Consider the following 26,589-nt stretch of genomic DNA (forward strand, 5'->3'; position numbering starts at 1 on the left):
GCGACACCCCTCCGTCAGGCCTCCGGCCCGCCACCTCCCCTCGCAGGGGAGGATCGATGGCAAATCGCTGAATTGGCGATCAGTCAGCCGGCTCGACCGAGACGCGGACCGACCTCCCCACGAGATCGCCCGCCGTCCCCGCCCCTTTACTGCTGCGGCGTCGGCGTCGCGGGCGTGGCCGCCGGCGCGGCCGGCGCCGCAGCGGCGGCACCCGCGCTGGCGCGCGCGTCCTGGCCGTCACCCTGCGGCGCGGCGATGATGTCGCGCGTGGTCTGGCCCTTGTCGACGACGTTGGTCTTGGGGTCGCCCGCCTCCGAGCGGATGCCCGTGGGCGCCGCGCCGGTGCCGCCGGCCTGGTCGACCACGCCGGCCTCGGCCGCGCTGCGCTGCGCCGGACCGCCGAACAAGGCGTCGAGCGCCTGCGCCTGCGGGTTGTTGCCCTGGGTGCGCGCGGCACCCGGCTGCGGCGGCACCAGCGCGAAATCGGGCGGGATGATCAGCGGCGCCTGGCGCGCCACCGCGAACTCGTCGGGGCGGGCGCGGTCGTAGCCGCGCTTGCCGCAGCCGGCGAGCAGGGCGAGCATCGCCATACCGGACACCGCGACGACAGACTTACGCATGGACATTCTCCGAAGGATCGGGGCGCTTCTCGCGGATCAGGAGCGCGCGCACCAGCAGAATCAGCACGCCGATGGTAATCGCGGCGTCGGCGACGTTGAAGACCAGGAAGGGCCGCCACTCGCCGAAATGAAGGTCGGCGAAGTCGACCACATAGCCCAGCCGGACGCGATCGAGGATGTTGCCGACCGCGCCGCCCAGCACCAGGCCGAGCGCGGCCTGCTCGCCGGTCTTCTCCTCGCGGAACATCCACACCGCGACCGCCACCGCGATCGCGCCGGTGAAGGCGACGAGCAGCCAGCGCATCGTGTCGGTCTCGGCGCGCAGCATGCCGAGCGACACGCCCTCGTTCTTGGTGAAGCGCAGGTCGAAGATCGGCAGGATCTCGCGATAGGCGCCGAGGAAGTCGATCGCGAGCGGGCCGGTGACGACCCATTTCACCAGCTGGTCGACCACGAACACGACGAGCGCGATGGCCAGCCCGAGGCGCGGCAGCGAGCGGCTCACGCGCCCGTCCCCACCACGGCGGCGCAGCGGTCGCACAGCGCGTCGTCCACCGTCACCTCGGGCAGGTGACGCCAGCAGCGGCCGCACTTGTGATAGTCGGTCCGGGTCACGTCGACGCCATGGCCCGGGGTCACCTTGGCCACGATGAACGTCTCGGCGAGCTGCGCGGCGTCGAGCGGCAGGTCGGGCACGGTCACCTCGGCCTCCAGGCTGGAGCGCACGATCTTCTCGCGGCGCAGCGGCTCGATCGCCTCGGTCACGCGGACGCGCAGCGCGCGCACCGCCTGCCAGCGCGCCGAGATGTCCTCCGCGGCGGGATCGGGCAGGATCGGCCATTCCAGGAAGTGCACCGAGCTCGCCTCGTCGGGGAAGCGCGTCTGCCACACCTCCTCGGCGGTGAAGACCAGCACGGGCGCGGCGTAGCGCACCAGCGCGTGGAACAGCACGTCGAGCACGGTGCGATAGGCGCGGCGCTTCACGTCGTCGGCGGCGTCGCAGTAGAGCGAGTCCTTGCGCACGTCGAAGAAGAAGGCCGACAGGTCCTCGTTGGCGAAGTCGGCGAGCAGGCGGACGTAGCGGTTGAACTCGAATCCGCGCGCCGCCTCCCTCAGCTCCATGTCGAGCGCGTGGAGCAGGTGGAGCACGTAGCGTTCCAGCTCGGGCATCTCGGCGACCGGCACGCGCTCCTCCTCGGCGAAGCCGTCGAGCGCGCCGAGCAGGTAGCGGAAGGTGTTGCGCAGCTTGCGGTACGCGTCCGAGGCGGTGGCGAGCACCTCCTTGCCGATGCGGATGTCGTCGAAATAGTCGGTCGACACCGCCCACAGCCGCAGGATGTCCGCGCCCGACTCGCCGATCACCTTGAGCGGGTCGACGACGTTGCCGAGGCTCTTCGACATCTTGCGGCCCTGGCCGTCGAGCGCGAAGCCATGGGTGAGCACCGCGTCATAGGGCGCGCGCCCGCGCGTGCCGCAGCTCTCCAGCAGCGACGACTGGAACCAGCCGCGATGCTGGTCCGAGCCCTCGACGTAGAGGTTGGCGCGAGTCCCCGCGCCGTAGCGCGCCTCGACGACGAAGGCGTGGGTGGACCCTGAGTCGAACCACACGTCGAGGATGTCGTTGACCGGCTCATAGTCGGCGAGGTCGTGCGCGTCGCCGAGCAGCAGCTGGTGGTCGGCGGTGAACCAGGCGTCGGCGCCGCCGTCGCGGAAGGCCGCGACGATGCGCGCGTTGACCGCCGGGTCGTTGAGATACTGGCCGGTGGCGCGGTTCACGTAGAGCGCGATCGGCACGCCCCAGGCGCGCTGGCGGCTGATCACCCAGTCGGGGCGGCCCTCCACCATCGAGCGGATGCGGTTCTCCGCGCGCGGCGGCACCCACTGGGTGCGCGCGATGGCGTCGAGCGCGAGCTGGCGGAGGGTGGCGCCGTTGCCACGCTCGGCCTCGTTCGCCGCAGCCGTCCCGGCAGTGGCGGAGTCACCCGCCGCCGCGCCGTTCGCCACGTCCATCGGGATGAACCATTGCGGGGTCGCGCGGAAGATCACCTTCGCTTTCGAGCGCCACGAGTGCGGATAGCTGTGCTGGAAGTCGTCGCTCGCGCCGAGCAGCGCGCCCGCCGCGCGCAGGTCGGCGCAGATCGGCCCCCCGCTAGCCACGAACTTCTTGTTGATGACGCTGCCCTGCCCGCCGAGCCACGCCCAGTCGGCGCGGTAGAAGCCCGCGGCGTCGACCGCGAACACCGGCTCGATGCCGTTGGCCTTGCACAGCAGGAAATCGTCCTCGCCGTGGTCGGGCGCCATATGGACCAGCCCGGTGCCCGCGTCGGTGGTGACGAAGTCGCCCTCGAGGAACGGCCGCGGCGTCGCGAAGAAGCCGCCGAGCTGGTGCATCGGATGACGCGCGGTCGCGCCCTCCAGCACCGGACCCTTGATGAGCGCGACGATCTTGCCCATCGGGATGCCGGTGCGTTTGGTGAAGGCGGGCATCAGCGGCTCGGCGACGAGATAGCGCCGGCCGTCGTGCTCGAACTGGAGATAGTCGATCGCCGAACCGTAGGCGAGCGCCTGGTTGACCGGGATCGTCCAGGGCGTGGTCGTCCAGATCACCGCCAGCGTGCCGGCGAGGCCCGGGTATTCGGGGCAGTCGATCACCTCGAAGCCGACGTCGATCTGGGTCGAGACGACGTCCTCATACTCGACCTCGGCCTCGGCGAGCGCGGTCTTCTCCACCGGGCTCCACATCACCGGCTTGGCGCCGCGGTAGAGCTGGCCGCTCTCGGCGAACTTGAGCAGCTCGCCCGCGATCACCGCCTCGGCCTCGTAGCGCATGGTGAGATAGGGATGGTCCCAGTCTCCCATCACGCCGAGCCGCTGGAACTGCTCCTTCTGGATCTGCACCCAATTGTCGGCATAGGCGCGGCACTCGGCGCGGAACTGCGCGACCGGCACCTGGTCCTTGTCGAGCTTCTTGGCGCGGTAGGATTCCTCGACCTTCCACTCGATCGGCAGGCCGTGGCAGTCCCACCCGGGCACATAGGGCGCGTCATAGCCCATCAGCGAGCGGCTGCGGACGATCACGTCCTTCAGCACCTTGTTCATCGCGTGGCCCATGTGGATGTCGCCGTTGGCGTAGGGCGGACCGTCGTGGAGGATCCAGCGCTCGCGCCCCTGGCGCTGTTCGCGCAGGCGCTCGTACAGCCCGATCCGCTTCCAGCGGTCGAGGATCGCGGGCTCCTTCTGCGCGAGCCCCGCCTTCATCGGGAAGTCGGTCTTCGGCAGGAAGACGGTGGCGCGCCAGTCGCGCGGCGTGTCGGGTGCGTCGGCCATGTGGGGCATGGCCTTAGCGCCGCGTCAGCGCGCCAGCAACGCCCGCGCCGCGGCGCAGTCCGAGTCCATCTGCGCCACCAGCGCGTCGAGCGTGTCGAACTTCGCCTCGGGGCGGATGAAGTCGATCAGCTCGACCTCGAGCGTCTGGTCGTAGAGATCGCCCGAGAAGTCGAAGAAGAAGGGTTCGAGCAGCTCCTTGGGCGGGTCGAAGCTGGGCCGGATGCCGAGATTGGCGGCGCCGTCGAGCACGCGCCCGTCCGCCAGCCGCCCGCGCACCGCGTAGATGCCGTAGGCGGGGCGCAGATATTTGCCCATGTCGAGGTTGGCGGTGGGATAGCCGATCGTGCGGCCGAGCTTGTCGCCGTGCTGCACCACGCCCTCGATCGCGAACGGCCGGGTGAGCAGCCGCGCCGCGCCGCGCGGATCTCCCGCGCCGAGCGCGGAGCGGATCCGCGTGGAGGAGACCGGCTCGCCGCCGAGCATCACCGCGCCCACGGTGTCGACCGAGAAGCCGTTGGCCGAGCCGGCGGCGCGCAGCGTGGCGATGTCGCCGCTCTTGCGGTGGCCGAAGGTGAAGTCCTCCCCCGTCACCACCCCGCCGACGCGCAGCGCGCCGACCAGCCGCTCGGCGGTGAAGGCGTCGGCGTGGAGCCCGGCGAGAGTCTCGTCGAAATGGAACACCACCATGGCGTCGGCGCCCGCGGCGGCGAAGAGGCGCGCGCGCTGGTCGAGCGTGGTGAGCCGGAACGGCGGCGTATCGGGGCGGAAGTAGCGCACCGGGTGGGGATCGAAGGTGGCGACCAGCGCGGGCCGCCCCTCGGCGCGCGCGCGCTCCACCGCGCGGCCGACGACCGCCTGGTGACCGAGGTGAAAACCGTCGAAATTGCCCAGCGCGACGATCCCGCCGGCCAGCCCGGCCGGCACCGCCGAGCCGCCGTCAAGCCGCTCCATGCGCGGCGCCTTAGCGGCTCGGCCGGCGCGGTGCCAGCGTCACCGTGCCAGCGTGACGAAGTCGTAGCCGGGGCGGTCGCCTTCGGCAGGGTGCGACTCGCGCGCCAGCTCGCGCCAGCCGGTGAACGCGGGGACGATCGCGTCCCCCGCCGGCTCGGCATGGACCTCGGTGAGCTCGACCCGATCGGCCCGGTCGAGCAGCAGCGCGAAGATCTCGGCGCCGCCGATCACCGCGACGCGCGCGTCCGGGTCGCCGGCGCGGGCGAGCGCGAGGGCGGCCTCGGGCGAGTGCGCCACCTCGGCGCCCGCGGCATGCCACGCCGGGTCGCGCGTGAGCACGATATGGCGGCGCCCCGGCAGCGGCGCCGGGAAGCTCTCGAAGGTCCTGCGCCCCATCACCATCGCCTGCCCCATGGTGAGCGCCTTGAAGCGCCTGAGATCGGCGGGCAGATGCCAGGGCAGTCGCCCGTCGACGCCGATGACGCCGTTGTCGGCGCGCGCGAGGACGAAGGTGATCATGCGCGCGGGTGGTAGCGGGCGGCGGTGGCGGGGGCCAGTGGTTCGGCGCCCTGCTTGTCTGCCGCCGAGCGGCTCGCCCCACACAGGCGTCATCCTGAACTTGTTTCAGGATCCACTGTCGGGCAGGCGCCGCCGACGACGGACCAGTGGCACCGTGGATCCTGAAACGAGTTCAGGATGACGCCGTTCGGGTCGTTCTGCGCCCTCACCGCCCGATCAGCTCGCGCACCTTGGCGATGCCGAAGCGCAGCGCCTGCTTGGCGTCGACGTGCGGCATCGCCGGCACCTCGGCCGGGTCGACCAGCGCGTGGAGGATCGCCGGCCCAGGTACCGCGAGGAACTCGGCCACGGTCGCGTCCAGCGCGGCCGCGTCGCGCGCGGTGAATCCCGGTACGCCGCACGCGCGCGCGAAGGCGGCGAAGTCGAGGTTGGGAAAGCCGGTGCCCTTGGCCGCGGGCAGCCCCGCCCCTTCCATCTCGAGGTGGACCAGGCCCCAGCCCGAGTTGTCGTAGACCACCACCTTCACCGCCAGCCCGTGCTCCACCGCGGTCATGAACTCGCCGAGCAGCATCGTCAGGCCGCCGTCGCCGACGTGGAGGATCACCTGCCGCTGCCGATCGAGCAGCTGGGCGCCGTTGGCGATCCCCATGCCCGTGCCCACCGCGGCGTTGTTGAACGAGCCGGTGATCCGCTGCCGACCCGTCTGCCGCAGCCAGTTGGCGGCCCACAGGGTCACCTCCCCGGTGTCGGTGACGACGATCGCGTCGGTGGCGGCGCGGTCGCTCACCGCGCGCGCCACCGCCTGCGGGTGGATTTTGTCGCCCGAGCGCGCGGGATCGGCGCGCTCGTCGAGCATCCGGTCCCAGGCGGCGCGGCGCTCCTGCGCGCGGTCCAGGAAGGCGGTGTCGGTACGCTGGGGGAGCCGCTCGAGCAGCGCGCGCAGCGTCGGCCGTACCGAGCCGACGACGCCGAGCTTGACCGGCGCGCGCCGCCCGATCGCCAGCGCGCGCTCGTCGACCTGGATGACGTTGCCGTGCTTGGGCAGGAAGTCGACATAGGGGTAATCGGTGCCGAGCATCACCAGCAGCTCGGCCTGCTGCACCGCGTCGGTCCCGGCGGTGCCGCCGATCAGCCCGACGCCGCCGATCCAATAGGGCTCGTCATAGGCCATGATCTCCTTGCCGCGATAGGTATGAAGCAGCGGCGCCTGGAGCCGCTGGGCGAGCTGGCGCAGTTCCTCGGCGGCGCCGCGGCAGCCCGCGCCGCAGAAGATCGCGACGCTCCTCGCCTCCGCGATCAGCGCGGCCGCGGCGGCGACGTCCTGGTCCGCGGGGGCGACCTCGGGCAGCGGGCGCAGGGTCGCGAGGCTCGGCACCGCGCCGGGCGCGCCCGCGGCGAACACGTCGGGCGGGATGTTGAGGTGGGCGACGCCGCGCGCGCCATACGCCTCGGCGATCGCCTGGTGGAACACCGCGGGGGCCTGCTCCGCCGCCGCCACCGTCTGGGTGTAGGCCGCGACGTCGCGGAACAGCAGGTCGGGCGAGTCCTCCTGCAGATAGTCGGTCCCGCGATGTGCGCCGGGCACGCCGCCGGTGATCGCGAGCACCGGGGCATGGTCCTTGCGCGCCTCGTACAGCCCGGCGACGAGGTGGTTGCCGCCCGGCCCCGTGGTGCCGCAGCACACCGCGAGCCGGCCGGTGAGCTTGGCCTGCCCCGCCGCCGCAAGCGCGGCGCCTTCCTCGTGCCGGACGCCGATCCACTCGATCCGGCTGTCCTGCTCGATCGCGTGGGTGAAGGGGTTGAGCGCGTCGCCGACGATCCCGAAGACGTGGCGCACGCCGACCTGGGCGAGCGTGTCGACGAGCAGTTCGGCGACGTTCGGCATTCGGCATCTCCTGACGGGTACCGCGCCCTAACGCCCTGGGATCGCGGGAGTGCCCGGATCGGTGAGCGCCTGAAGCGTGGCCCGTCGCCATCCCATCTTATTCCGTCATCCTGAACTCGTTTCAGGATCCACCGGCCCGCGAGCGCCGCCGCGTGTGAGTGCGCGGCACCGTGGATCCTGAAACGAGTTCAGGATGACGCCGTCGACGGCGTCGCGCGACTCGCACCCACCCCCTCAGCGCCGCCGCGAGCCCCGCCGCGGCACCAGCGCGTCGAGCGCGTCGGCGTTGTCGCGCCCCCAGGCGTAGAGCAGTTCGACCGGCGCGACGAAGCGCTCGCCCAGCGGCGTCAGCCGGTACTCCACCGCGGGCGGCACGACCGTCTCGACGTGGCGCGTGATCAGCCCGCTCGTCTCCATCTCACGCAGCGTCTGGGTCAGCATCTTCTTCGAGATGCCGGGCAGGCTGCGCTGGAGCACGCCGGTGCGCGCCGCGCCGCCGTGGCGCGCGTGCAGCGTGTGGAGCACCATGCTGGTCCATTTGGTGGCGAACAGCTCGAGCACGCGGCGCGGCGCGCAATCCTCGCGCCATTCGTCGTCACGGCTGCCGGCGTCCATGGTCACCTCCTGGTGCCTAGGGCACGTTCGGGTGCCGTCTAGAAGCTGTCGGCCCGGCTGACTAGCTCCTTAGCGACGCTGGACAAGCGAAAGGATCTGACGTGGCGAAGACGGCATTGGTGGTGGGCGCGAGCGGGATCGTCGGCGGCGCGACCGCGGCGCTGCTGGTGGAGCAGGGTTGGACGGTGCACGGGCTCGCGCGGCGCGCGGTCGACCTGCCGGGCGTGACCCCGGTCGCGGCCGACCTGCGCGACGCCGCGGCGACGCGCGAGGCGATCGGTTCTCTCGCGCCCGACGCGGTCTTCATCACCACCTGGCTGCGCCAGGACAGCGAGGCGGAGAATATCCGCGTCAACGCGGCGATGGTGCGTCATCTGCTCGACGCCCTCCCGGCGCCGAGTGCGCCGCGGCACGTCGCGCTGGTCACCGGGCTGAAGCATTATCTCGGGCCGTTCGAGGCCTATGGCCAGGGCACGCTGCCGCAGACGCCGTTCCGCGAGGAGCAGGGTCGGCTCAACGTCGAGAACTTCTACTACGCGCAGGAGGACGAGCTGTTCGCCGCGGCGGCGCGCGACGGTTTCAGCTGGAGCGTCCACCGCCCCCACACGGTGATCGGCATGGCGGTCGGCAACGCGATGAACATGGGGACGACGCTGGCGGTCTACGCGACCCTGTGCCGCGCGCTCGGCCGCCCGTTCGCCTTCCCCGGCTCGGCGGCGCAATGGGCCGGGTTGACCGACATGACCGACGCGGGGCTGCTCGCGCGGCACCTGCTGTGGGCGGCGGAGACCGAGGCGGCGCACGACGAGGCGTTCAACGTCGTGAACGGCGACGTCTTCCGCTGGCAGTGGATGTGGGAACGGATCGCCGGCTGGTTCGGCCTGGCGCCAGCGCCGTTCGACGGCACGATGCACCCGCTCGAGCGGCAGATGGCGGAGGACGCGCCGGTGTGGCGCGAGCTGGCGCTGCGCGAGGGCTTGGCGGAGCCCGAGCTCGCGCGGCTCGCCTCGCCGTGGCATACCGACGCCGACCTCGGCCGCCCGATCGAGGTGGTGACCGACATGGGCAAGAGCCGCCGGCTCGGCTTCACCGCCTACCAGCCGACCGACGACGCCTTCTTCGCGCTGTTCGAGCGGTTGCGCGCCGCGCGGCTGATCCCCTGAGCCGCGCGGCCCCGCCGCGAAAATCCTAACTTATGTGCAACATAAGCTGACGTCAGCACGTTCGAGCGGCAGCGTGACCGTCCCGATCCACGCCGAACCCCCGCGTGGAGGATGACGATGGACTCGCGTGACTGCGACGTGCTGATCCTGGGTGCCGGTACGGCCGGGCTGAAGGCCTACAAGGCCGCCACCGCGCGCGGCGCCGACACGTTGATCGTCGAGCGCGGGCCGGGCGGCTCGACCTGCACCCGGGTCGGCTGCATGCCCTCCAAGCTGCTCATCGCCGCGGGCCGCGCCGCGCATCAGGCGCGCGCGGCTTCGGAGTTCGGCGTCGACATCGGCGCGGTGACCATCGACTCGGCCCGCGTGTGGCGGCGGGTGCGCGCCGAGCGCGACCGCTTCGTCGAGGCGGTGCTGGACGACTATCACGCGATCCCGGCCGACCGCGTGATCCACGGCGTCGCGCGCTTCCTCGCCGCCGACACGGTGACGGTCGGCGACACGCGAGTCACCGCGCGCGGCGGGATCGTGATCGCGACCGGAGGCCGCCCCGTGATGCCCGAGCTGCTCGAGCCGGTGCGCGATCTCGTGCGCACGCACGAGACGATCTTCGAGCTCGAGACGCTGCCGCGCGCGCTCGCGGTGCTCGGCGCCGGGCCGCTCGGGCTCGAGCTCGGCCAGGCGTTCGCCCGGCTCGGCGTGGCAGTGACGGTGATCGACGCCGGGCGGAGTGTCGGCGGGCTCAAGGACCCGGAGGTCAACGAGGCCGCGATCGCCGCGCTCGGGCGCGAGATGACGCTCGCGCTCGGTGTCGAGGCGGAGGCATCCGCCACCGACAACGGCCGCGCCAGGCTGACGTGGGACGGAGGCGAGGCCGTCGTCGACCTGATCCTCGCCGCGACCGGACGCCCGCCCAGCCTGGCCGAACTGGCGCTGGAGACCACCGGAGTGGCGCTCGACGATCACGGCACGCCCGAGGTCGACCCGCGCTCGCACCGCTGCGGCGACAGCGCGATCTTCGTCGCCGGCGACGCGGGCGCGTGGCGCCCGGTGCTCCACGAGGCCGCGCGTGGTGGCCGGATCGCGGGCGATGTCGCCGCCGGGGGCGAGCCGCCGCGCGAGCTACCCGCGTTCGCGATCGCCTTCACCGAGCCCAACCTGGTGTCGGTGGGATGCGGCTTCGACTCGCTGCCCGAGGGCGCGCGGATCGGCGCGGCCAAGGTCGTCGACAACGGCCGCGCCACCGTCGACGGCGAGGACCAGGGGCTCGTCCGGCTCTACGGCGACGCCGAGGGACGGCTGATCGGCGCGGCGATCGCGGCGCCGAGCGGAGAGCATCTCGGCCACCTCGTGGCGCTGGCGATCGACCGCGGCACCGACGTGGCGACGTTCGCCGACCAGGCGTGGTATCATCCCACGGTGGAGGAGCTGCTCCAGGCGGCGGCGCGCGACCTGCTCGGCCCCGACGACTGAGCCACTTCGTGGGTCAGCGCCCGCCCGGCCGGTGAACGCACGTCATAAGCCCCGCGCGCGCTCACACCGCCACGTCGGCCTTGATCGCGCCGTGCGGGTCATAGCCCTCCACCACGAAGTCCCCGATGTCATAGCCGTCGATCGTGTCGCACCGGCGCACGAGGCGCATCCGCGGCACCGCGCGCGGCACGCGGCGCAGCTGCTCGCGCGCCTGCTCGAGGTGGTTGAGATAGAGGTGGACGTCGCCGCCAACCCATACCAGCTCGCCGGGCGTGAGATCGGCCTGCTGCGCCAGCATCAGCTGGAGCGCGGCGGCCCCGACGAAGTTGAACGGCGCGCCGAGCAGCAGGTCGACCGAGCGTTGGTACAGCAGGCAGTTGAGCCGCCCGCCCGCGCTGACGTGATATTGATAGACCATGTGGCACGGCGGCAGCGCCATCGCGCCCAGCTCGGGCACGTTCCAGGCGTGGAACAGCATGCGCCGGCTCGCCGGGTTCTCGCGCAGCGTGCGGACAAGGTCGGCGATCTGGTCGTACTCGCGCCCGTCCGCCCCCAGCCAGCGCCGCCACTGCTTGCCATAGACCGGCCCGAGCTCGCCCCAGCGCGCCGCGAAGGCGTCGTCGGCGACGATGCGGCGCTCGAACTCCTCCTGCGCGATCGGCTCGCCGGTGGCGCGGCGATAGGCGTCGAGCGGCCAGTCGGTCCAGATGCGGACGTTGTCGCGCAGCAGCGGCTGGATGTTGGTGCCGCCGGTGAGGAACCACAGCATCTCCTTCACCGCGGTCTTCCAATAGACCCGCTTGGTGGTGAGGATCGGCGCGGCACCGTCGGCGAGGTCGAAGCGCAGCATCGCGCCGAACAGCGAGCGCGTGCCGACGCCGGTGCGATCGAGCCGCTCGTCACCGCGCTCGAGCACCTGCGCCATCAGGTCGAGGTAAGGCTGTTCGGGATGGGGCATGCGGCGGGTGGTAGCGGATGCGCGGGCGGGCGTCATCTCCCGCGCCGAGATGCTCTGCTCTCCCCCTCCACCCTCGCGCCCGCCGGGGTGGAGGATAGCTCTCGCATCGATGGCGGCCTGGTACGGCCTTCGCCTATCCCGCCTTCGCCTCGTCGTTGATGCGGCACGCCCTGATCGCGGCTGGATCGGGGCGCGGTCCGGCGGCGCGGAAGGTCGAGAAATAGCCGCCCGCCGAGCGCATCTCGCGGAAATCGACCTGGGCGTAACCGACCGCCGCGAACTCGCACTTCAGCAGCGCCGGCGGGGTGCCGTGGTCGCGCGTCGGGCGGTTGGCGTCGACCACCACCACCAGCCCGCCGCGCCGCAGCGACGGTCGCATCCGCCACAGGAACTCATAGGGCTGCTCGATCTCATGGTACATGTGCACCATCAGGATCCGGTCGAAGCTATTCTCGGGCAGCCGCGGGTCCGCCGGCATGCCGAGCCGGACGCTGACATTCTCCAACCGCTCGCGGGTCACGCGCTCGGCCAGCGCGTCGCGCACCGCGGGCACGATGTCCTCCGCCAGCACGCGTCCCTCCGCCCCGACCCGGCTCGCCAGGCGCGTGGTGTAATAGCCCTCGCCCGCGCCCAGGTCGGCGACCGACATCCCCTTGCGGATCTCGGCCAGGTCCATCACCCGACTCGCCTCGTTGAGCCGATCGCGCGCCTCCTCGGTCGACCAGCGCGACGAGACGATCGTCGCCACCGGCCGGTCGGCCTCGGGGAAGGGACCGGGCTGCTTCGGCTCGTGCTTGATCAACGGCTGCGTGCCGTCGCACGCGGCGAGCAGCAGCGCGGCGGCGAGCAGCGCCGGGCGGGCGAGCGCGCGCGCCACTTAGTCGACGTCCTCCACCGCGACCTTCTCGCCGGTGACGCGCTGCGACAGCGCGGCGGCCATGAAGGTGTCGAGGTCGCCGTCGAGCACGTCGCCGGGCGAGGTCGAGGTCGCGCCGGTGCGCAGGTCCTTCACCAGCTGATAGGGTTGGAGCACGTAGGAGCGGATCTGATGGCCCCAGCCGATGTCGGTCTTGGTGGCGTTGACCGCGTTGGCCTCCTCCTCGCGCTTGCGCAGCTCGTGCTCGTAGAGGCGCGCGCGCAGCTGGTTATAGGCCTCGGCGCGGTTCTTGTGCTGGCTGCGCTGGTTCTGGCACGCCACCACGATCCCGGTCGGCAGATGGGTGATGCGCACCGCCGAGTCGGTGGTGTTGATGTGCTGGCCGCCCGCACCCGAGGCACGATAGGTGTCGATGCGCAGCTCGCTGTCGTTGATCTCGATGTCGATCGAATCGTCGATCACCGGGTAGACCCAGACGCTGGAGAAGCTGGTGTGGCGCCGCGCCGAGCTGTCGTAGGGGCTGATCCGCACCAGCCGGTGGACGCCCGATTCCACCTTGGCATAGCCGTAGGCGTTCTCGCCCTTCACGAGCAATGTCGCGGACTTGATCCCGGCCTGCTCGCCGGCGTGATAGTCGACCAGCTCCACCTTGTAGCCGTGGCGCTCGGCCCAGCGCGTGTACATGCGCTGGAGCATCTCGGCCCAGTCCTGGCTCTCGGTGCCGCCCGCGCCGGCGTTGATCTCGAGATAGGTGTCGTTGGCGTCGGCCTCGCCCGAGAGCAGCGCCTTGACCTTGTCGGCCTGGGCGCGCTCGGCCAGCTGCGCGAGCGCGGTGGTGCCCTCGTCGGCCATCTCGGCGTCGCCCTCGGCGTCGGCCATGTCGATCAGCTCGACCGTGTCGGCCAGCTCGCGCTCGATCGCGCGGGTCGCGCCGATCGCCTCGTCGAGGCGGCGGCGCTCGCGCATCACGTCCTGCGCTTCCCTCGGGTTGTTCCAGAGCGACTGGTCCTCGACGCGCGCGTTCAGCTCGTCGAGCCGGCGCAGCGCGCGGTCCCAGTCGAGCGACTGGCGCAGCAGCGCCAGCGCCGCGTTGATGGTGTCGACATGAGCCTGCGCTTCGGCGCGCATAGGGTATCTCCAGCGGTCACGTCATCCAGCAGGCGCCGGAATCTCGCGCGGCACGGGGATCGCATCGTGGCCGGAGATCCCGGCCGACGCTGGGATGACGAAAGAATGTTCAGCCCGACGACTTAGTAGATGCCCCCCTGCCTCTGCAAGAAGTCGCTGTCGCTCGCGGGCGCGCCGCTCGTCCCGGCGCTGGGCGCCGCGGTCGGCGCGGCGGTGGGCGCGGTGCGACGCGCGCGGCGCGCCTCGCTCTGCGGCTTGAACGCCTCCCAGATCACCGCGGGCTTCGGGTCGTTGCCGGTCGGGAAGGTCCCGTAGACCGGCCGCCCCGAGCCACGGTCGATCCGCACCATGCGGATGCCCGCGGGCGCGCGGAACGGCAGCACCGGCAGGCCCTCATAGGCCTTCTGCGCCCATTCCTTGAACACCGGCACTGCCACCGTGCCGCCCTGCGCGTAGCCGCCGAGGCTGCGCGGCGTGTCGAAGCCGAGATACAGGCCAGCGATCATCTGCGGCGTGCCGCCGATGAACCACACGTCCGTGGGGCCGTTGTTGGTGCCGGTCTTGCCGAACATCGGCCGCCCCAGGTCGCGCAAGGCGGTGGCGGTGCCGCGCTGGACCACGCCCTCGGTGATGTGGACCATCTGATAGGCGCTCATCGCGTCGAGCACCTGGTGGCCGCGCACCGGCAGCCGCGGCATGGCGCGGCCGTTCCAGTCGGGCATGTTGCAGCCGTCGCAGGCGCGCCAGTTCTCGGGCCAGATCACCTGGCCGCGGCGGTCCTGGACGAAGTCGATCAGCGTCGGGTCATGCCAGCGCCCCCAGTTGGCGAGCACGCCATAGGCGTTGACCATCTTCTCCACCGTGGTCTCGCCGGCGCCGAGCGCGTAGCTGAGATACGGCGCATAGTCGCCGATCTGCATCGCCTTGATCAGCTTGACCACCTTGCCCATGCCGGTCTGGGCGGCGGTGCGCACCGTCATGAGGTTGCGCGACTGCTCGATGCCCCAGCGCATCGTGTGCGGCCCCGCGCCGCGCGAGTTGCCGAAGTTGCGGAAGCATTTGTTGCCCAGGGCGGCGCCCTGGTAGACGCAGAACGGCCCGTCGACGATGATCGAGGCCGGCGTCATGCCGTTCTCCAGCGCGGCGGAATAGACGATCGGCTTGATCGTCGAGCCGGGCTGGCGCAGCGCCTGGGTGGCGCGGTTGAACGACTGGACGCTCGAGTCGAAGCCGCCCTGCATCGCGAGGATCCGCCCGGTCATCGGCTCCTGCACGACGAACCCGCCCGAGATCTTCGGCACCGAGCGCAGCGCGAAGCTGCGCCCCGCCGGCGCCACCGCGATGATGTCGCCCGGCGCGATCGCGTCGTACGCCGCGCCGCCGACGTTGCGCACCGGCATCTGCGCGGCGTCGCGCGGCAGCTCGCCGGTGGTGCCGTCGGCGAAGCCGATCCGCCACGCCGCCCCGTCGCGCGCGATCGCGATCGCCGCGCGCCAGTCGCTATAGTCGAGCATGATGTTGGTGTTGAGCAGCGCGCCGTACCAATTGTCGCCGTCCACATCGACGTGGCGCAGCGGCCCCGACCACCCGCGACCGCGGTCGAAGCGCAGCAGGCCGTCGCGCAGCGCCTCCGCGGCGAAGCCCTGGATGCGCTTGTCGAGCGAGGTGCGCACCCACAGGCCGCCGGCGTAGACGCTGTGCGGCCCGTCCTGCGACGTCTCGCCGAACTTGTCGATCAGCTCGCGCCGCACCTCCTCGACGAAATAGCCGCCGACCCGCTCGAACTTGGGCGTGCGCCGCGTGATCGCGCCGATCGGCTCGGCCGCGGCGACGCGCGCCTGCTCCTGCGTGACGAAGCCGTTGCGCACCATCTCGCGCAGCACGTAATTGCGCCGGGTCAGCGCACGATCGGTGTCGCGGAACGGGTCGTAGTTGGACGGTCCCTTGGGCAAGATCGCGAGATAGGCCATCTGCCCCAGCGTCAGCTCGCCCAGCTCCTTGTCGAAATAGGCGTGCGCCGCCGCCTCGACGCCGTAGGCGTTGCGGCCGAGGAAGATCTGGTTGAGGTACAGCTCAATGATCTGCTGCTTGGTCAGCGTCTCCTCGATCTTATAGGCGAGCAGCGCCTCGCGGATCTTGCGCGTCGGCGAGTAAGCGTTGCCGATCAGCAGGTTCTTCGCGACCTGCTGGGTGATGGTGGAGCCGCCCTTGGCGCGCTGCCCGCTGCCGAACTTGCGCGCGTAATCGACCACCGCGCCGGCGAGGCCGGGGAAGTCGACGCCGTGATGCTCGAAGAAGGTGCGGTCCTCGGCGGCGAGGAAGGCCTTCACCAGCAGCGGCGGATATTCGTTGTAGGCCAGCTCGACGCGGCGCTCGCGCGCGTAGGAATAGACCGGCGCGCCGTCGGCGCCGCGCACGTTGGTCGGCAAGGGCGGCTCATAGGCCTTGAGCTTCTCGACCGAGGGCAGGTCGCGCGCGAACACCAGCCAGAACACGCCGAAGGCGACGACGAGCAGCGCCAGGAGGTAGGTCGCCCAGCGCACCAGCCGGCGCTGCCACAGCCCGCGCCAGCGGCCGCCGCGCGGGGCCGCTTCTCCGGGCACATCGAGGGGATCGGAAGCCATCGCGCACGGCGTTTAGCAGGTTCGCGGCGCGGGGGAAGCCGCGCGCGGCGGCGCGGCGGCCGGACGGGGTCAGCGCACCGCCAGCCGGCGCGCGAAATACACCTCGACCGCGCGGCGCACCGTCTCGGCGATCTTCTCGCGGCCGGCGCGGCTGTCGAGAAAGGCGGCGTCGGCCGGGGTCGAGATATAGCCGGTCTCGAACAGCACGGAGGGCATGTCGGGCGCCTTGAGCACCATCAGCGAGGCGGTGCGATGGAAATTGGTCTTCACCGGCATCAGCGGCTTGGCCTCGCGCCCGAGCAGCCGCGCGAAGCCCGCCGAGGCGTTCATCGTCTCGCGCTGGGTGAGGTCGATCAGGATCGAGGTGACGTCGGCGTCGCGCCCGAGCTGGACACCCGCGATCACGTCCGACTTGTTCTCTCGCGCGGCGAGCAGCGCGGCCTCCTTGTCGGAGGCGATGTCGGAGAGCGTATAGGCGGTGGCGCCGGTCGGCGTGCCCGCGCCGACGCTGTCACAGTGGACCGAGATGAAGAGGTCGGCACGCAGCCGCCGCGCGATGCCGAATCGCTCGCGCAAGGGGATGTAGCGGTCGTCGTCGCGGGTCAGCGCGACGCGCGCGCGGCCGCCATCGAGCAGCGCGTCGCGGATCGCCTTGGCGATCCGGAGCGTCACGTCTTTCTCGCGCAGCGCCGCCCGCGGGTTGATCGCGCCCGGGTCGTTCCCGCCATGACCCGCGTCGATCACCACCAGCGGCCGCCCCTCGGCGCCGGCCACCTTGGGCAGGCGCAGACCGCGCGCGGGGGGCGGCACGGCGACGGACACCTTGTAGCCGGCGCGGTGCGCGTCGCGGTCGGCGCGCGACTTCCACGGCAGGAAGTCGAGCGACGGCGCCTCCCCGTCGGCGTCGCGCGGCGTCGCGGCGGCGATCGGCGCGAGCGCCACCAGCGCGGCGAGCGCCAGCGCCGCGGCGCCGCGCCTCGTCTGTCCCGTGCACCACCGTGGCGTGCGGTACGTTCGCGGTATCATCCCCGCCCCTTATCGCGCCGAACCTCACGCGTTGGTTAACGAACTGGGCCGCGCGAGGAAATAGCGGCGTGAATCGTGCCGGTTGATGCGGCGGTTCGGCGATGCTACCGGGATCATGACCGGAATGTTGCGCGATCCACGCGCGACGCAGCTCCGGCGCCACTGCCCGCCCGGCGCGACGCCGGCCCCGGGTCATCAGGTTGACGCTCGCAATGCCGCACCCCGCCCGACCGCTGCCCCGCCCGGCCTCTGCCGGCGGTCGCGCGGTCGCGGGTCGCCCCGCCAGCACCTCGCGCGGGGCGGCGCGGCACGCGACAGCAGCACCCATCACCATCCGCGCGGCCGGCCCTCACGGGCGGCCGGCAGCGCCCTATCGTCGCGCCGCCGCCCTTGTCGGGCGTGGCGGCGCGTGGAGACCGTTCAATGACCATGCGTATGCTGATCGACGCACGCCACCGGGAGGAAACCCGGGTCGCCGTCGTCAAGGGTAACCGGATCGAGGAATTCGATTTCGAGAGCGCCGAGCGCAAGCAGCTCAAGGGTAACATCTATCTCGCCAAGGTGACGCGCGTCGAGCCGTCGCTCCAGGCGGCGTTCGTCGATTATGGTGGCAACCGCCACGGCTTCCTCGCCTTCAGCGAGATTCACCCCGATTACTATCAGATCCCCAAGGAGGATCGTGACGCGCTGCTGCGCGAGGAGGCCGAGCACGCCGCCGAGGAGGCCGCGCTGCGCGCCGAGCAGGACGCGTTCGACGACGCCGAGTTCGACGGCGACGAGGACGAGCTGGACTCCGACGAGCACGACCATGACGACGCGGTCGACGACGCCGCCGAGGAGACGGGCGAGCCCGAGGACGACGCCGGCGCCGAGCCGCGCCAGCCGCGTCGTCGCCGCGGCCGCGCCAGCGTCAACGACGACCAGGTCGAGGCGCTGCGCCAGCGCCGCATGTCGCTGCGCCGCCGCTACAAGATCCAGGACGTCATCCGCCGCCGCCAGGTGCTGCTGGTGCAGGTCGTCAAGGAGGAGCGCGGCAACAAGGGCGCCGCGCTGACCAGCTATCTCAGCCTGGCCGGCCGCTATTGCGTGCTGATGCCCAACACGTCGCACGGCGGCGGGATCAGCCGCAAGATCTCCAACGCGGGCGATCGCAAGCGGCTGAAGACGATCATGGCCGAGCTGGCGCTGCCGCCCTCGATGGGCTGCATCGTCCGCACCGCCGGGCTGCAGCGCACCAAGACCGAGATCAAGCGCGATTTCGATTACCTCGCGCGGCTGTGGGACGAGATCCGCGAGAAGACGCTGTCGAGCAGCGCCCCCGCGCTGATCTACGGCGACAGCGACCTGATGAAGCGCGCGATCCGCGACATCTACAACAAGGACATCGACGAGGTGATCGTCGAGGGCGGCGAGGGGTATCGCCAGGCCAAGGAGTTCATGCGGCTCCTGATGCCGAGCCACGCCAAGAAGGTGAAGCATTACAGCGACCCGGTGCCGCTGTTCCAGCGCGCCGGCGTCGAGGAGCAGCTCGCCGCCATGTACCACCCGGTGGTGCAGCTGAAGTCGGGCGGCTATCTCGTCATCAACCCGACCGAGGCCCTGGTGTCGATCGACATCAACTCGGGCCGCTCGACGCGCGAGCACAATATCGAGCAGACCGCGACCGCGACCAACCTCGAGGCGGCGCATGAGATCGCGCGCCAGCTGCGGCTGCGCGACATGGCAGGCCTGGTCGTCATCGACTTCATCGACATGGACAATGGCTCCAATGTCCGGAAGGTCGAGAAGGCGATGAAGGAGGCGCTCAAGAACGACCGCGCGCGCATCCAGGTCGGCCGCATCTCCAGCTTCGGGCTGATGGAGATGAGCCGCCAGCGGCTGCGCACCGGCGTGCTCGAGGCGTCCACCCGCCCCTGCCCGCACTGCGAGGGCACCGGCTTCGTCCGCACCGCCTCGTCGTCGGGGATCTCGGCGCTGCGCCTGATCGAGGACGAGGCGGCGCGCGGGCGCGGCTCGCTGCTGACGCTGCGGTGCAGCCAGGAGGCGGCCTTCTACGTGCTCAACCGCAAGCGCGCCGACATCGCCGAGATCGAGGACCGCTACGGCGTCCAGGTCGAGATCATCCCCGACGAGGAGCAGGAGGGTGCGCGCATGTCGGTCGAGGCCAACGGCCCGCCGCCCGCGCACGCCCCCAAGTTCGACCGCCCCATCGTCGAGGTGGAGGATGACCTGATCGAGGACGAGGTCGAGGAGGAGTTCGAGGACGAGGAGGTCGAGGAGACCGCCGCCGAGCCGCGCGCGCGCGCCGACCAGGGCGACGACGAGGGCGGCCGCGGCAATCGTCGCCGGCGCCGTCGTCGCGGTCGTCGCGGTCGCACGCGTCCCGAGGGCGAGAGCGACGGTGACGTCGAGGCCGGAGAGGCCGAGGACGAGGAGGAGCTCGCCGAGGCCGCCGGGTCCGCCGAGGACGAGGAGGAGACCGTCGAGGTCGACGCCGAGGCACCGGCCGAGGCAGGCGAGCGCGAGGGCGGCCGTCGCCGTCGCCGCGGTCGTCGCAACCGGCGTCGCGAGGGTGACCGGGTCGAGGAGGCCGCCGCGCCCGGCGAGGCGCCGGCCGAGCTGACCGCCGAGCCGGTGGCGGACGTCGTCGAGGCGGAGCCCGAGGCCGACACCGCACCCGAGCCAGCGCCGGCCCCGAAGACCCGTCGTCGCCCGCGCGCGCGCGCCGCGGCCGCGCCGGTGAGCGAAGCCGAGGTCGAGGCCGAGGAGCCCGAGGCGGAGACGCCGACCCCGGCGCCTGCCGCGGACGAGGCACCGGCGAAGCCCAAGCGCACCCGTCGCAAGAAGGCGGTCGAGCCGATCGCCGAGGCGGCCGACGCCGGCCCGGTCAACGACGGCCTGCCCGCGCCCGACGCGGACGAGCCCGAGGCGGTCGAGCCCCCCGCCAAGCCGAAGCGCACGCGCCGCAAGAAGGCCGACGCGGCGCCCGTCGCCGAGGCACCCGCCGCGGCCGAGCCGGAGGCGGCCGCGGCGCCCGAGCCCGACGCCGAGGCGGAAGCCGCGACCGCCGACGGCGAGGCCACGCCGCGTCGCGGCTGGTGGCAGCGCACCTTCGGCGCCTGACGTCGTGCGCCGGGCTTCAGCCGCGGTTCAGTGGGACCGCGGCAGGACGCCCGGCGCATGACCTCATCGATGCTCCTCCCGGCGCCGCCCCTCCCGGACGATCGTGAGGAGAGCGTCGTCGTGACGTCTGCCACCGACAGCCGCCGTGTTCCTGCGCACGCAGGAACCCAGGGCCGCGCGCGGCGGAGCCGATCGTTTCGGCCGCTCGCTCGCGCGGCTGGACCGTTTGCATCGGGCGTTCGTCCCTCCCCATCACTCCCGAGCCGCTCCGGAGCCCAGACATGCGCGCCTTCGCCGACCGGGGGGAACGCGGCGCGGTGGATCCCGGAGCACGTCCGGGATGACGGCAGGTGGGTGCGGGCGCGCACGTCGCTCGCCCCCGTCCGTGCGTGGCGTCGCCTCGTCGCCGCCGCCGCGACCGCGATCCTCCTCCTCGCCCAGCCCGCGCACGCGCAGTCGATCCTGCGCGACGCCGAGACCGAGGCGCTGCTCCGCGACATGTCGGCGCCGCTCGTCACCGCCGCCGGTCTGCGCCCGCGCGACGTGCAGATCGCGCTGATCAACGACGATTCGATCAACGCCTTCGTCGTCGGCGGCCAGACCGTGTACGTCCACTCCGGGCTGATCCAGGCGGCGGACACCGCCAATCAGGTGCAGGGCGTGATCGCGCACGAGCTCGGCCATATCGCCGACGGCCACGTGATCACCAGCAGCGAGGGCCAGCGCCCAGCGATGGGGATCTACCTGCTCTCGATGGTGCTCGGGCTGGCCGCGATGGCGGCGGGCGGCGGCGAGGCGGGGGCGGGCATCCTCTCCGCCGGCCAGCAGGCCGCGATGGGCAAGTATCTCGCCTTCTCCCGCGTGCAGGAATCGACCGCGGACGCCTCGGCGGTGCGCTATCTCAACACCGCGGGCATCACCGGGCGCGGCATGCTGGAGTTCTTCAAGAAGCTGCAGCAGCAGGAATACCGCTACGGTACCAAGAACATCGATCCGTTCATGCAGTCGCACCCGCTGTCGGGCACGCGCATCCAGACGATGACCGCCGACCTGCAGGGCTCGCCGGCGTGGAAGAAGCCGCTCGATCCGGCGATGGAGGAGCGGTTCAAGCGGATCCGCGCCAAGCTCGACGGCTATCTGCTGCCGCCCGCGCAGGCGCTGCAGAAATATCCGGACAGCGACCAGACGGTCTACGCGCATTACGCGCGCGCCTATGCCTATCATCGCGCCGGCTATCCCGACAAAGCCGACGCCGAGGCCGAGGCGCTGGTCGCCAAGGAGCCCAACGACCCCTATTTCCAGGAGATCATGGGCCAGATCCTGCTCGAGGCCGGCAAGCCCAAGCTGGCGATCGCGCCGCTGCGTCGCGCCACCGAGGGGTCGCGCTCCGACCCGCTGATCGCGACCACCTACGGCCACGCGCTGATCGCGACCGAGGATCCCAAGAATTATGACGAGGCCAAGCGCATCCTGAAGACGGCCGTGGGGCGCGACGACGAGAATCCGTTCGCCTGGTTCCAGCTCGGCACCGTCTACGAGCTCACCGGCGACGAGCCGCGCGCCGCGCTCGCCAGCGCCGAGCGCGCCAGCATGATGGGCGACGACCGCACCGCCGCCGACCGCGCGCGCTACGCCATGGCCGGGCTGCCCAAGAACACGCCCGACTGGATCCGCGCGCAGGACATCGCCATGACGTCGCAGGACGGGCTCGACAAGAACAGGAAGAAGCGACGGTGAACAGACTGTGGCTGCTCGGCATGGTGGTGCTGGGCGCACTCTTCGGCGCGGCCGGCATGTGGCTCGCCGGGCGCGTCGCCCCCGCCCCGCTCGCCGACGGCGACCGAATCCGCATCGAGCGCGTGGTGCGCGACTATGTCCTCGCCAACCCCGAGATCATCCCCCAGGCGATCGAGCGCCTGCAGGCGAAGGACGCCTCGCGCGCGATCGCGGCGTCGCGCGGCGCGATCGAGGAGCCCTATGCCGGCGCCTGGATCGGCAACCCCAAGGGCGACGTCACGCTGGTCGAATATTACGACTATAACTGCGGCTTCTGTCGCGCCAGCCTGGCGACGATCGAGCAGCTCGTCGCCGAGGACAAGAACCTGCGCGTGGTGTTCAAGGAACTGCCGGTGCTCGCTGACAGCAGCCGGCTGGCGGCGCGCGCGGCGCTGGCCGCGGCGGCACAGGGGCGCTTCAAGCCGTTCCACGACGCGCTCTACGCCGCCGGGCCGGTGAGCGCGGCGACGATCGCGGCGGCGGCGAGGGCGAGCGGGGTCGACCTGGCCAAGCTCCCCGCCGACGCCGACTCGACGATCCGCGCCAACCTGGAGCTGGCGCAGAAGCTCGGCATCACCGGCACGCCGAGCTGGGTGGTGGGCGACGAGCTGCTGTCGGGCGCGCTGCCGATCGAGCGGCTCAGGGACGCGATCGCCAAGGCGCGGGTATCCTAGGCTTCCCATCGGAGCCTCACGACCGATCGGGTCATCCTCATCGACCCTCTCACCCACCCACGCCTACCACCGTCATCCCCGCGCAGGCGGGGATCCAGACGCGCGGACCTGCCGATGGAGGCGCAACGTCAGCGTGTATGGATTCCGCCTCCGCGGGGATGACGGCCATGGGAACGGTTGGTAGGCAACGAACGCGACGGAAAGCCGTACGCCCCCTCTTTGGCACGCGACCCCATCGCGAAACGCCGTGTTTCGCCGCTTGCCGCCCCCCGCCCCGCACCCTAACTGACGGGCGAAGCAGGGAGACGACATGCCGGAACCGATCCTGACCGTCGCCGGCGTGTCCAAGACCTACAGGAACGGTCCCACCGCGCTCAAGACCGTCGACCTCAGCGTCCAGCGCGGCGAGATCGTCGCGCTGCTCGGCCCCAACGGGGCGGGCAAGACCACGCTGATCAGCATCATCTGCGGCATCGTCACGCCTTCCTCGGGCAGCGTCACCGTCGCCGGGCACGACGTGGTGCGCGACTATAAAGCGGCGCGCCGCGCGATCGGGCTGGTGCCGCAGGAGCTCGCCACCGACCAGTTCGAGAGCGTGCTCGCCACCGTCACCTTCTCGCGCCGCCTGTTCGGCCGCTCGGGTCATTCCGACTATATCGAGCAGGTGCTGCGCGACCTCTCGCTGTGGGAGAAGCGCCACGCCAAGATCAAGGACCTGTCGGGCGGGATGAAGCGCCGCGTGCTGATCGCCAAGGCGCTGGCGCACGAGCCCGAGATCCTGTTCCTCGACGAGCCGACCGCGGGCGTCGACGTCGCGCTGCGGCGCGACATGTGGAAGCTGGTCCACCGCCTCCGCGAGCAGGGCGCGACGATCATCCTCACCACGCATTATATCGAGGAGGCCGAGGAGATGGCCGATCGCGTCGGCGTGATCTCGCGCGGCGAGCTGCTGCTGGTCGAGGAGAAAGAGGCGCTGATGGCCAAGCTGGGCAAGCGCCAGATGGACCTCACCCTGGTCGAGCCGCTCGCGGCGGTGCCCGAGGCGCTCGCGCGCTGGTCGCCGACGCTGGAGGACGAGGGGCACACGCTGCGCTACGTCTTCGACGCCAAGGCGGAGAACACCGGCATCCCCGAGCTGCTCGCCGCGGTGGCCGAGCAGCACATCGCCTTCAAGGACCTGGAGACGCGCAAGTCGAGCCTCGAGGACATCTTCGTCGACCTGGTGGGGCAGCGCGCATGAACCTGCACGGCATCTGGGCGATCTACCGCTTCGAGATGGCGCGCTTCGGGCGCACGATCTGGACCAGCCTCGCCACCCCCGTCATCACCACCACCCTGTATTTCATCGTCTTCGGCTCGGCCATCGGCTCGCAGATGAGGAATATCGGCGACGTGCCCTACGGCGCCTTCATCGTGCCCGGCCTGATGCTGCTGACGATCTTCTCGGAGAGCGTCTTCAACGCCAGCCTCGGCATCTACATGCCCAAGTTCACGGGTACGATCTACGAGCTGCTCTCCGCGCCGCTGTCGGCGGTGGAGACGGTGATCGGCTATGTCGGCGCGGCGGCGACCAAGTCGATGGTCATCGGGCTGGTGATCTTCGCCACCGCGCACCTGTTCGTCGACCTGGACATCGCGCACCCGCTGCTGATGCTCGGTTACCTGCTGCTGGTCGCGGCGAGCTTCTCGCTGTTCGGCTTCTGCCTCGGCATCTGGGCCAACGGCTTCGAGCAGTTGCAGGTGATCCCGCTGCTGGTGATCACGCCGCTGACCTTCCTCGGCGGCGCCTTCTACTCGCTGTCGGTGCTGCCAGAGCCGTGGCGCACGGTGACGCTGTTCAACCCGGTCGCCTATCTCATCAACGGCTTCCGCTGGACCTTCTTCGGCGTCAGCGACGTCGACGTGCTCGCCTGCGTGGCGGTGACCGCGGGCTTCGGCGCGCTGTGCCTCGCGACGGTGGTGACGATCTTCCGCACGGGGTGGCGGCTGAAGAGCTGAGCGGGAGCGATCCGGCAGTGCTCCCGCGCGCGCGGGTGCCCAGTGTCGCCGTCGTCGCGCTCGCCTCTTTAGGTTCCCGCCTCCGCAGCGGTACTGGCGCCGCTCACCGCACCCGCCCCGACAGCACCGGCCGGACCACCAGCGCGTTGAGGTCGATCGCGACGTGGAGCAGCACCGCCGCCGCCAGCGAGCCGCTGAGCAGATAGGCGAGCGTCAGCACCGCGCCCACCAGAGCGGTGGCGATCACCCCCGTCGCGCCCTGGTACGCGTGGGCGGCGCCGAACAGCGCGCACGCTACCGCCGCCGCGACGAGCGCGGGCGCGCCGCACAGCACCAACAGCAGCGGCAGCAGCAGCCGGAAGAACAGTTCCTCGGTCACCCCGGCGCTCACCGACAGCAACGCGCCCCAGGCGAGCTCGCCGCGCGTGGTCGGCAGCACCGACTCGACGTCGCCGAGCGTCACCGATCGGCCGCGCCAGCGCTCGACCAGCCCGGCGATCACCCCGCCCACCGCCAGACCGCCGAGCGTCGACCAGGCGAGCAGGTCGAGCGGCATCGTCCCGCCCACGAGCTCGATCGCGGCCACCCGGGCGGGCGCGAACTCGGGCGGCAGCTCCGCCAGCGTGTCGAGCCTTCCCAGCGCAGCCAGCGCCACCAGGCTCACCAGCGCGAAGTGAAGCGTCGGCCGCAGCGCGCGCAGCAGGAAACGACGCCGCCGCGCATCGCCGCCGGGGCGATAGAGCCAGCGATAGTGGCGGGCGCCACCGCGCAGGAACAGCGCCAGGCTGGCCAGCGCCACCGCCAGCCACAAGGCCGCCGCCACCTGCCCCATCGGGTCAGCGCTCGAGGCGGTGCTCGCCCTTGACCCAGCGCACCGTGCCCGACGAGGCGCGCATCACCACGCTCTCGGTCGTCATCTTGTCGCGGCGGCGCTTCACGCCCTCCAGCAGCGAGCCGTCGGTGACGCCGGTGGCGGCGAAGATGCAGTCGCCCTTGGCGAGCTCCTTGAGGTCATATTGGCGGTCGAGATCCTCGATCCCCCATTTGCGCGCGCGCGCGCGCTCGTCGTCGTTGCGGAACAGCAGCCGGCCCTTGAACTGGCCGCCGACGCAGCGCAGCGCGGCGCAGGCGAGCACGCCCTCGGGGGCGCCGCCCGAGCCCATGTACACGTCGATCGTCGTGTCCGGGTCGCTGGTCGCGATCACCCCCGCGACGTCGCCGTCGCCGATCAGCACCACCCCGCAGCCGAGCGCGCGCAGCTCGGCGATCAGCGCCTCGTGCCGCGGCCGGTCGAGCACGCAGGCGACGATGTCCTGCGCGCGCACGCCCTTGGCGGCGGCGATCGCCTCGACGTTCTGCGTCGGCGTGCGATCGAGGTCGATCACGCCCGCGGGCAGGCCCGGGCCGACCGCGAGCTTGTCCATGTACACGTCGGGCGCGTTGAGCAGCCCGCCCGCCTCGGCGATGGCGAGCACCGCCAGGCTGTTCGGCCCCGACTTGGCGCAGATCGTCGTGCCCTCGAGCGGGTCGAGCGCGATGTCGATCGCGGGACCCTGGCCGGTGCCCACCTTCTCGCCGATGTAGAGCATCGGCGCCTCGTCGCGCTCGCCCTCGCCGATCACCACGGTGCCGTCCATGTCGAGCTCGTTGAGCGCCGCGCGCATCGCCTCCACCGCGGCGGCGTCGGCGGCCTTCTCGTCGCCGCGGCCGGTCAGTTGGGAGGCGGCGATCGCCGCCGCCTCAGTGACCCGCACCATCTCGAGCACGAGGACACGGTCGAGTACCTTGCTGGCCTGGGGCATGAGTCACCTTCGCTGCGACATGGTGCCACCGTCGATACGGCGCGGACATG

21 protein-coding genes are annotated in these 26,589 nt (G+C 71.5%); 7 read left to right on the plus strand and 14 right to left on the minus strand.

The features are described 5' to 3' along the window. Positions 1-146: 146 nt before the first annotated feature. The 7 genes from KZ813_RS09840 to KZ813_RS09870 all read right to left on the minus strand — a co-directional run bounded on the left by KZ813_RS09840 (position 147) and on the right by KZ813_RS09870 (position 7,917). A complete protein-coding gene (locus tag KZ813_RS09840; RefSeq protein ID WP_219754802.1) occupies positions 147-620 on the minus strand; it encodes a DUF3035 domain-containing protein in 474 nt (157 codons plus the stop codon). After that, entirely contained in the window at positions 613-1,125 is a 513-nt protein-coding gene (gene lspA, locus KZ813_RS09845) for a signal peptidase II (RefSeq protein WP_219754803.1), read from the minus strand. The genes KZ813_RS09840 and lspA overlap by 8 nt, the downstream gene beginning before the upstream one ends. Next, the gene (ileS, locus tag KZ813_RS09850; protein WP_219754804.1) at positions 1,122-3,947 is read right to left on the minus strand and encodes an isoleucine--tRNA ligase; all 2,826 of its coding nucleotides are present in this window, start codon (positions 3,945-3,947) and stop codon (positions 1,122-1,124) included. The genes lspA and ileS overlap by 4 nt, the downstream gene beginning before the upstream one ends. A gap of 24 nt (positions 3,948-3,971) precedes the next feature. After that, positions 3,972-4,898, minus strand: coding sequence for a bifunctional riboflavin kinase/FAD synthetase (locus tag KZ813_RS09855; protein WP_219754805.1), 927 nt, complete (start codon positions 4,896-4,898; stop codon positions 3,972-3,974). A gap of 39 nt (positions 4,899-4,937) precedes the next feature. Beyond that, positions 4,938-5,417 carry a dihydrofolate reductase gene (locus KZ813_RS09860; RefSeq protein ID WP_219754806.1) on the minus strand — a complete coding sequence of 160 codons (480 nt, stop codon included), beginning with the start codon at positions 5,415-5,417 and terminating at the stop codon, positions 4,938-4,940. 205 nt (positions 5,418-5,622) lie between these two features. Then, positions 5,623-7,302, minus strand: a complete 1,680-nt coding sequence (locus KZ813_RS09865; protein ID WP_219754807.1) for a thiamine pyrophosphate-binding protein — start codon at positions 7,300-7,302, stop codon at positions 5,623-5,625. A gap of 234 nt (positions 7,303-7,536) precedes the next feature. Next, positions 7,537-7,917, minus strand: coding sequence for a winged helix-turn-helix transcriptional regulator (locus KZ813_RS09870; protein ID WP_219754808.1), 381 nt, complete (start codon positions 7,915-7,917; stop codon positions 7,537-7,539). A gap of 101 nt (positions 7,918-8,018) precedes the next feature. Here KZ813_RS09870 and KZ813_RS09875 point away from each other — a divergent pair, with 101 nt between their 5' ends. Beyond that, positions 8,019-9,080 carry an SDR family oxidoreductase gene (locus KZ813_RS09875; RefSeq protein WP_219754809.1) on the plus strand — a complete coding sequence of 354 codons (1,062 nt, stop codon included), beginning with the start codon at positions 8,019-8,021 and terminating at the stop codon, positions 9,078-9,080. 117 nt (positions 9,081-9,197) lie between these two features. After that, on the plus strand, positions 9,198-10,553 hold the full coding sequence (locus KZ813_RS09880; protein WP_219754810.1) for a dihydrolipoyl dehydrogenase: 1,356 nt from the start codon (positions 9,198-9,200) through the stop codon (positions 10,551-10,553). A 61-nt stretch (positions 10,554-10,614) separates the two neighbouring features. Here the strand turns inward: KZ813_RS09880 and thyA are convergent, their stop codons facing one another. The 5 genes from thyA to KZ813_RS09905 form a co-directional block, all read right to left on the minus strand. Next, complete coding sequence (thyA, locus tag KZ813_RS09885) at positions 10,615-11,511, minus strand: thymidylate synthase (protein ID WP_219754811.1); 897 nt, start codon at positions 11,509-11,511, stop codon at positions 10,615-10,617. Positions 11,512-11,644: 133 nt separating this feature from the next. After that, complete coding sequence (locus tag KZ813_RS09890) at positions 11,645-12,388, minus strand: class I SAM-dependent methyltransferase (protein ID WP_219754812.1); 744 nt, start codon at positions 12,386-12,388, stop codon at positions 11,645-11,647. Further along, complete coding sequence (prfB, locus tag KZ813_RS09895; protein WP_219754813.1) at positions 12,389-13,516, minus strand: peptide chain release factor 2; 1,128 nt, start codon at positions 13,514-13,516, stop codon at positions 12,389-12,391. A 122-nt stretch (positions 13,517-13,638) separates the two neighbouring features. Then, positions 13,639-16,140, minus strand: a complete 2,502-nt coding sequence (locus KZ813_RS09900) for a penicillin-binding protein 1A (RefSeq protein WP_219754814.1) — start codon at positions 16,138-16,140, stop codon at positions 13,639-13,641. Between the two features lie 69 nt (positions 16,141-16,209). Further along, positions 16,210-17,166 carry an N-acetylmuramoyl-L-alanine amidase family protein gene (locus KZ813_RS09905; protein ID WP_219754815.1) on the minus strand — a complete coding sequence of 319 codons (957 nt, stop codon included), beginning with the start codon at positions 17,164-17,166 and terminating at the stop codon, positions 16,210-16,212. A 435-nt stretch (positions 17,167-17,601) separates the two neighbouring features. Between KZ813_RS09905 and KZ813_RS09910 the strand changes: the two genes are divergently transcribed. From KZ813_RS09910 to KZ813_RS09930, 5 genes are all read left to right on the plus strand, one after another. Beyond that, positions 17,602-20,289: an Rne/Rng family ribonuclease gene (locus KZ813_RS09910; protein WP_219754872.1), complete on the plus strand. Its 2,688-nt coding sequence runs from the start codon at positions 17,602-17,604 to the stop codon at positions 20,287-20,289. 354 nt (positions 20,290-20,643) lie between these two features. Next, positions 20,644-22,026, plus strand: coding sequence for a M48 family metalloprotease (locus tag KZ813_RS09915; RefSeq protein ID WP_308461849.1), 1,383 nt, complete (start codon positions 20,644-20,646; stop codon positions 22,024-22,026). Further along, a complete protein-coding gene (locus KZ813_RS09920) occupies positions 22,023-22,739 on the plus strand; it encodes a DsbA family protein (protein ID WP_308461850.1) in 717 nt (238 codons plus the stop codon). Before KZ813_RS09915 ends, KZ813_RS09920 begins: the two co-directional genes overlap by 4 nt. 310 nt (positions 22,740-23,049) lie before the next feature. Next, positions 23,050-23,979, plus strand: a complete 930-nt coding sequence (locus KZ813_RS09925; protein ID WP_219754816.1) for an ABC transporter ATP-binding protein — start codon at positions 23,050-23,052, stop codon at positions 23,977-23,979. Beyond that, positions 23,976-24,737 (plus strand): ABC transporter permease, encoded by a 762-nt coding sequence (locus tag KZ813_RS09930; RefSeq protein WP_219754817.1) that lies wholly within the window; start codon positions 23,976-23,978, stop codon positions 24,735-24,737. Before KZ813_RS09925 ends, KZ813_RS09930 begins: the two co-directional genes overlap by 4 nt. A 103-nt stretch (positions 24,738-24,840) precedes the next feature. On the opposite strand, the gene KZ813_RS09935 is transcribed toward KZ813_RS09930, so the two are convergent. Beyond that, a complete protein-coding gene (locus KZ813_RS09935; protein WP_219754818.1) occupies positions 24,841-25,569 on the minus strand; it encodes a CPBP family intramembrane glutamic endopeptidase in 729 nt (242 codons plus the stop codon). 4 nt (positions 25,570-25,573) lie between these two features. After that, positions 25,574-26,539 (minus strand): class II fructose-bisphosphatase, encoded by a 966-nt coding sequence (gene glpX / locus KZ813_RS09940; RefSeq protein WP_219754819.1) that lies wholly within the window; start codon positions 26,537-26,539, stop codon positions 25,574-25,576. Between the last annotated feature and the right edge of the window lie 50 nt (positions 26,540-26,589).

This window comes from Sphingomonas folli, from assembly GCF_019429525.1.
In the GTDB taxonomy this organism is placed as follows: Bacteria; Pseudomonadota; Alphaproteobacteria; order Sphingomonadales; family Sphingomonadaceae; genus Sphingomonas; species Sphingomonas folii.

What these genes read in the sequence shown, in the direction of transcription:
- KZ813_RS09840 (WP_219754802.1), bottom strand. Translation starts at nt 620, where the DNA reads ATGCGTAAGTCTGTCGTCGCGGTGTCCGGTATGGCGATGCTCGCCCTG.
- ileS (WP_219754804.1), bottom strand. Translation starts at nt 3,947, where the DNA reads ATGGCCGACGCACCCGACACGCCGCGCGACTGGCGCGCCACCGTCTTC.
- KZ813_RS09855 (WP_219754805.1), bottom strand. Translation starts at nt 4,898, where the DNA reads ATGGAGCGGCTTGACGGCGGCTCGGCGGTGCCGGCCGGGCTGGCCGGC.
- KZ813_RS09860 (WP_219754806.1), bottom strand. Translation starts at nt 5,417, where the DNA reads ATGATCACCTTCGTCCTCGCGCGCGCCGACAACGGCGTCATCGGCGTC.
- KZ813_RS09865 (WP_219754807.1), bottom strand. Translation starts at nt 7,302, where the DNA reads ATGCCGAACGTCGCCGAACTGCTCGTCGACACGCTCGCCCAGGTCGGC.
- KZ813_RS09870 (WP_219754808.1), bottom strand. Translation starts at nt 7,917, where the DNA reads ATGGACGCCGGCAGCCGTGACGACGAATGGCGCGAGGATTGCGCGCCG.
- KZ813_RS09880 (WP_219754810.1), top strand. Translation starts at nt 9,198, where the DNA reads ATGGACTCGCGTGACTGCGACGTGCTGATCCTGGGTGCCGGTACGGCC.
- thyA (WP_219754811.1), bottom strand. Translation starts at nt 11,511, where the DNA reads ATGCCCCATCCCGAACAGCCTTACCTCGACCTGATGGCGCAGGTGCTC.
- prfB (WP_219754813.1), bottom strand. Translation starts at nt 13,516, where the DNA reads ATGCGCGCCGAAGCGCAGGCTCATGTCGACACCATCAACGCGGCGCTG.
- KZ813_RS09900 (WP_219754814.1), bottom strand. Translation starts at nt 16,140, where the DNA reads ATGGCTTCCGATCCCCTCGATGTGCCCGGAGAAGCGGCCCCGCGCGGC.
- KZ813_RS09905 (WP_219754815.1), bottom strand. Translation starts at nt 17,166, where the DNA reads ATGATACCGCGAACGTACCGCACGCCACGGTGGTGCACGGGACAGACG.
- KZ813_RS09910 (WP_219754872.1), top strand. Translation starts at nt 17,602, where the DNA reads ATGCTGATCGACGCACGCCACCGGGAGGAAACCCGGGTCGCCGTCGTC.
- KZ813_RS09925 (WP_219754816.1), top strand. Translation starts at nt 23,050, where the DNA reads ATGCCGGAACCGATCCTGACCGTCGCCGGCGTGTCCAAGACCTACAGG.
- KZ813_RS09930 (WP_219754817.1), top strand. Translation starts at nt 23,976, where the DNA reads ATGAACCTGCACGGCATCTGGGCGATCTACCGCTTCGAGATGGCGCGC.
- KZ813_RS09935 (WP_219754818.1), bottom strand. Translation starts at nt 25,569, where the DNA reads ATGGGGCAGGTGGCGGCGGCCTTGTGGCTGGCGGTGGCGCTGGCCAGC.
- glpX (WP_219754819.1), bottom strand. Translation starts at nt 26,539, where the DNA reads ATGCCCCAGGCCAGCAAGGTACTCGACCGTGTCCTCGTGCTCGAGATG.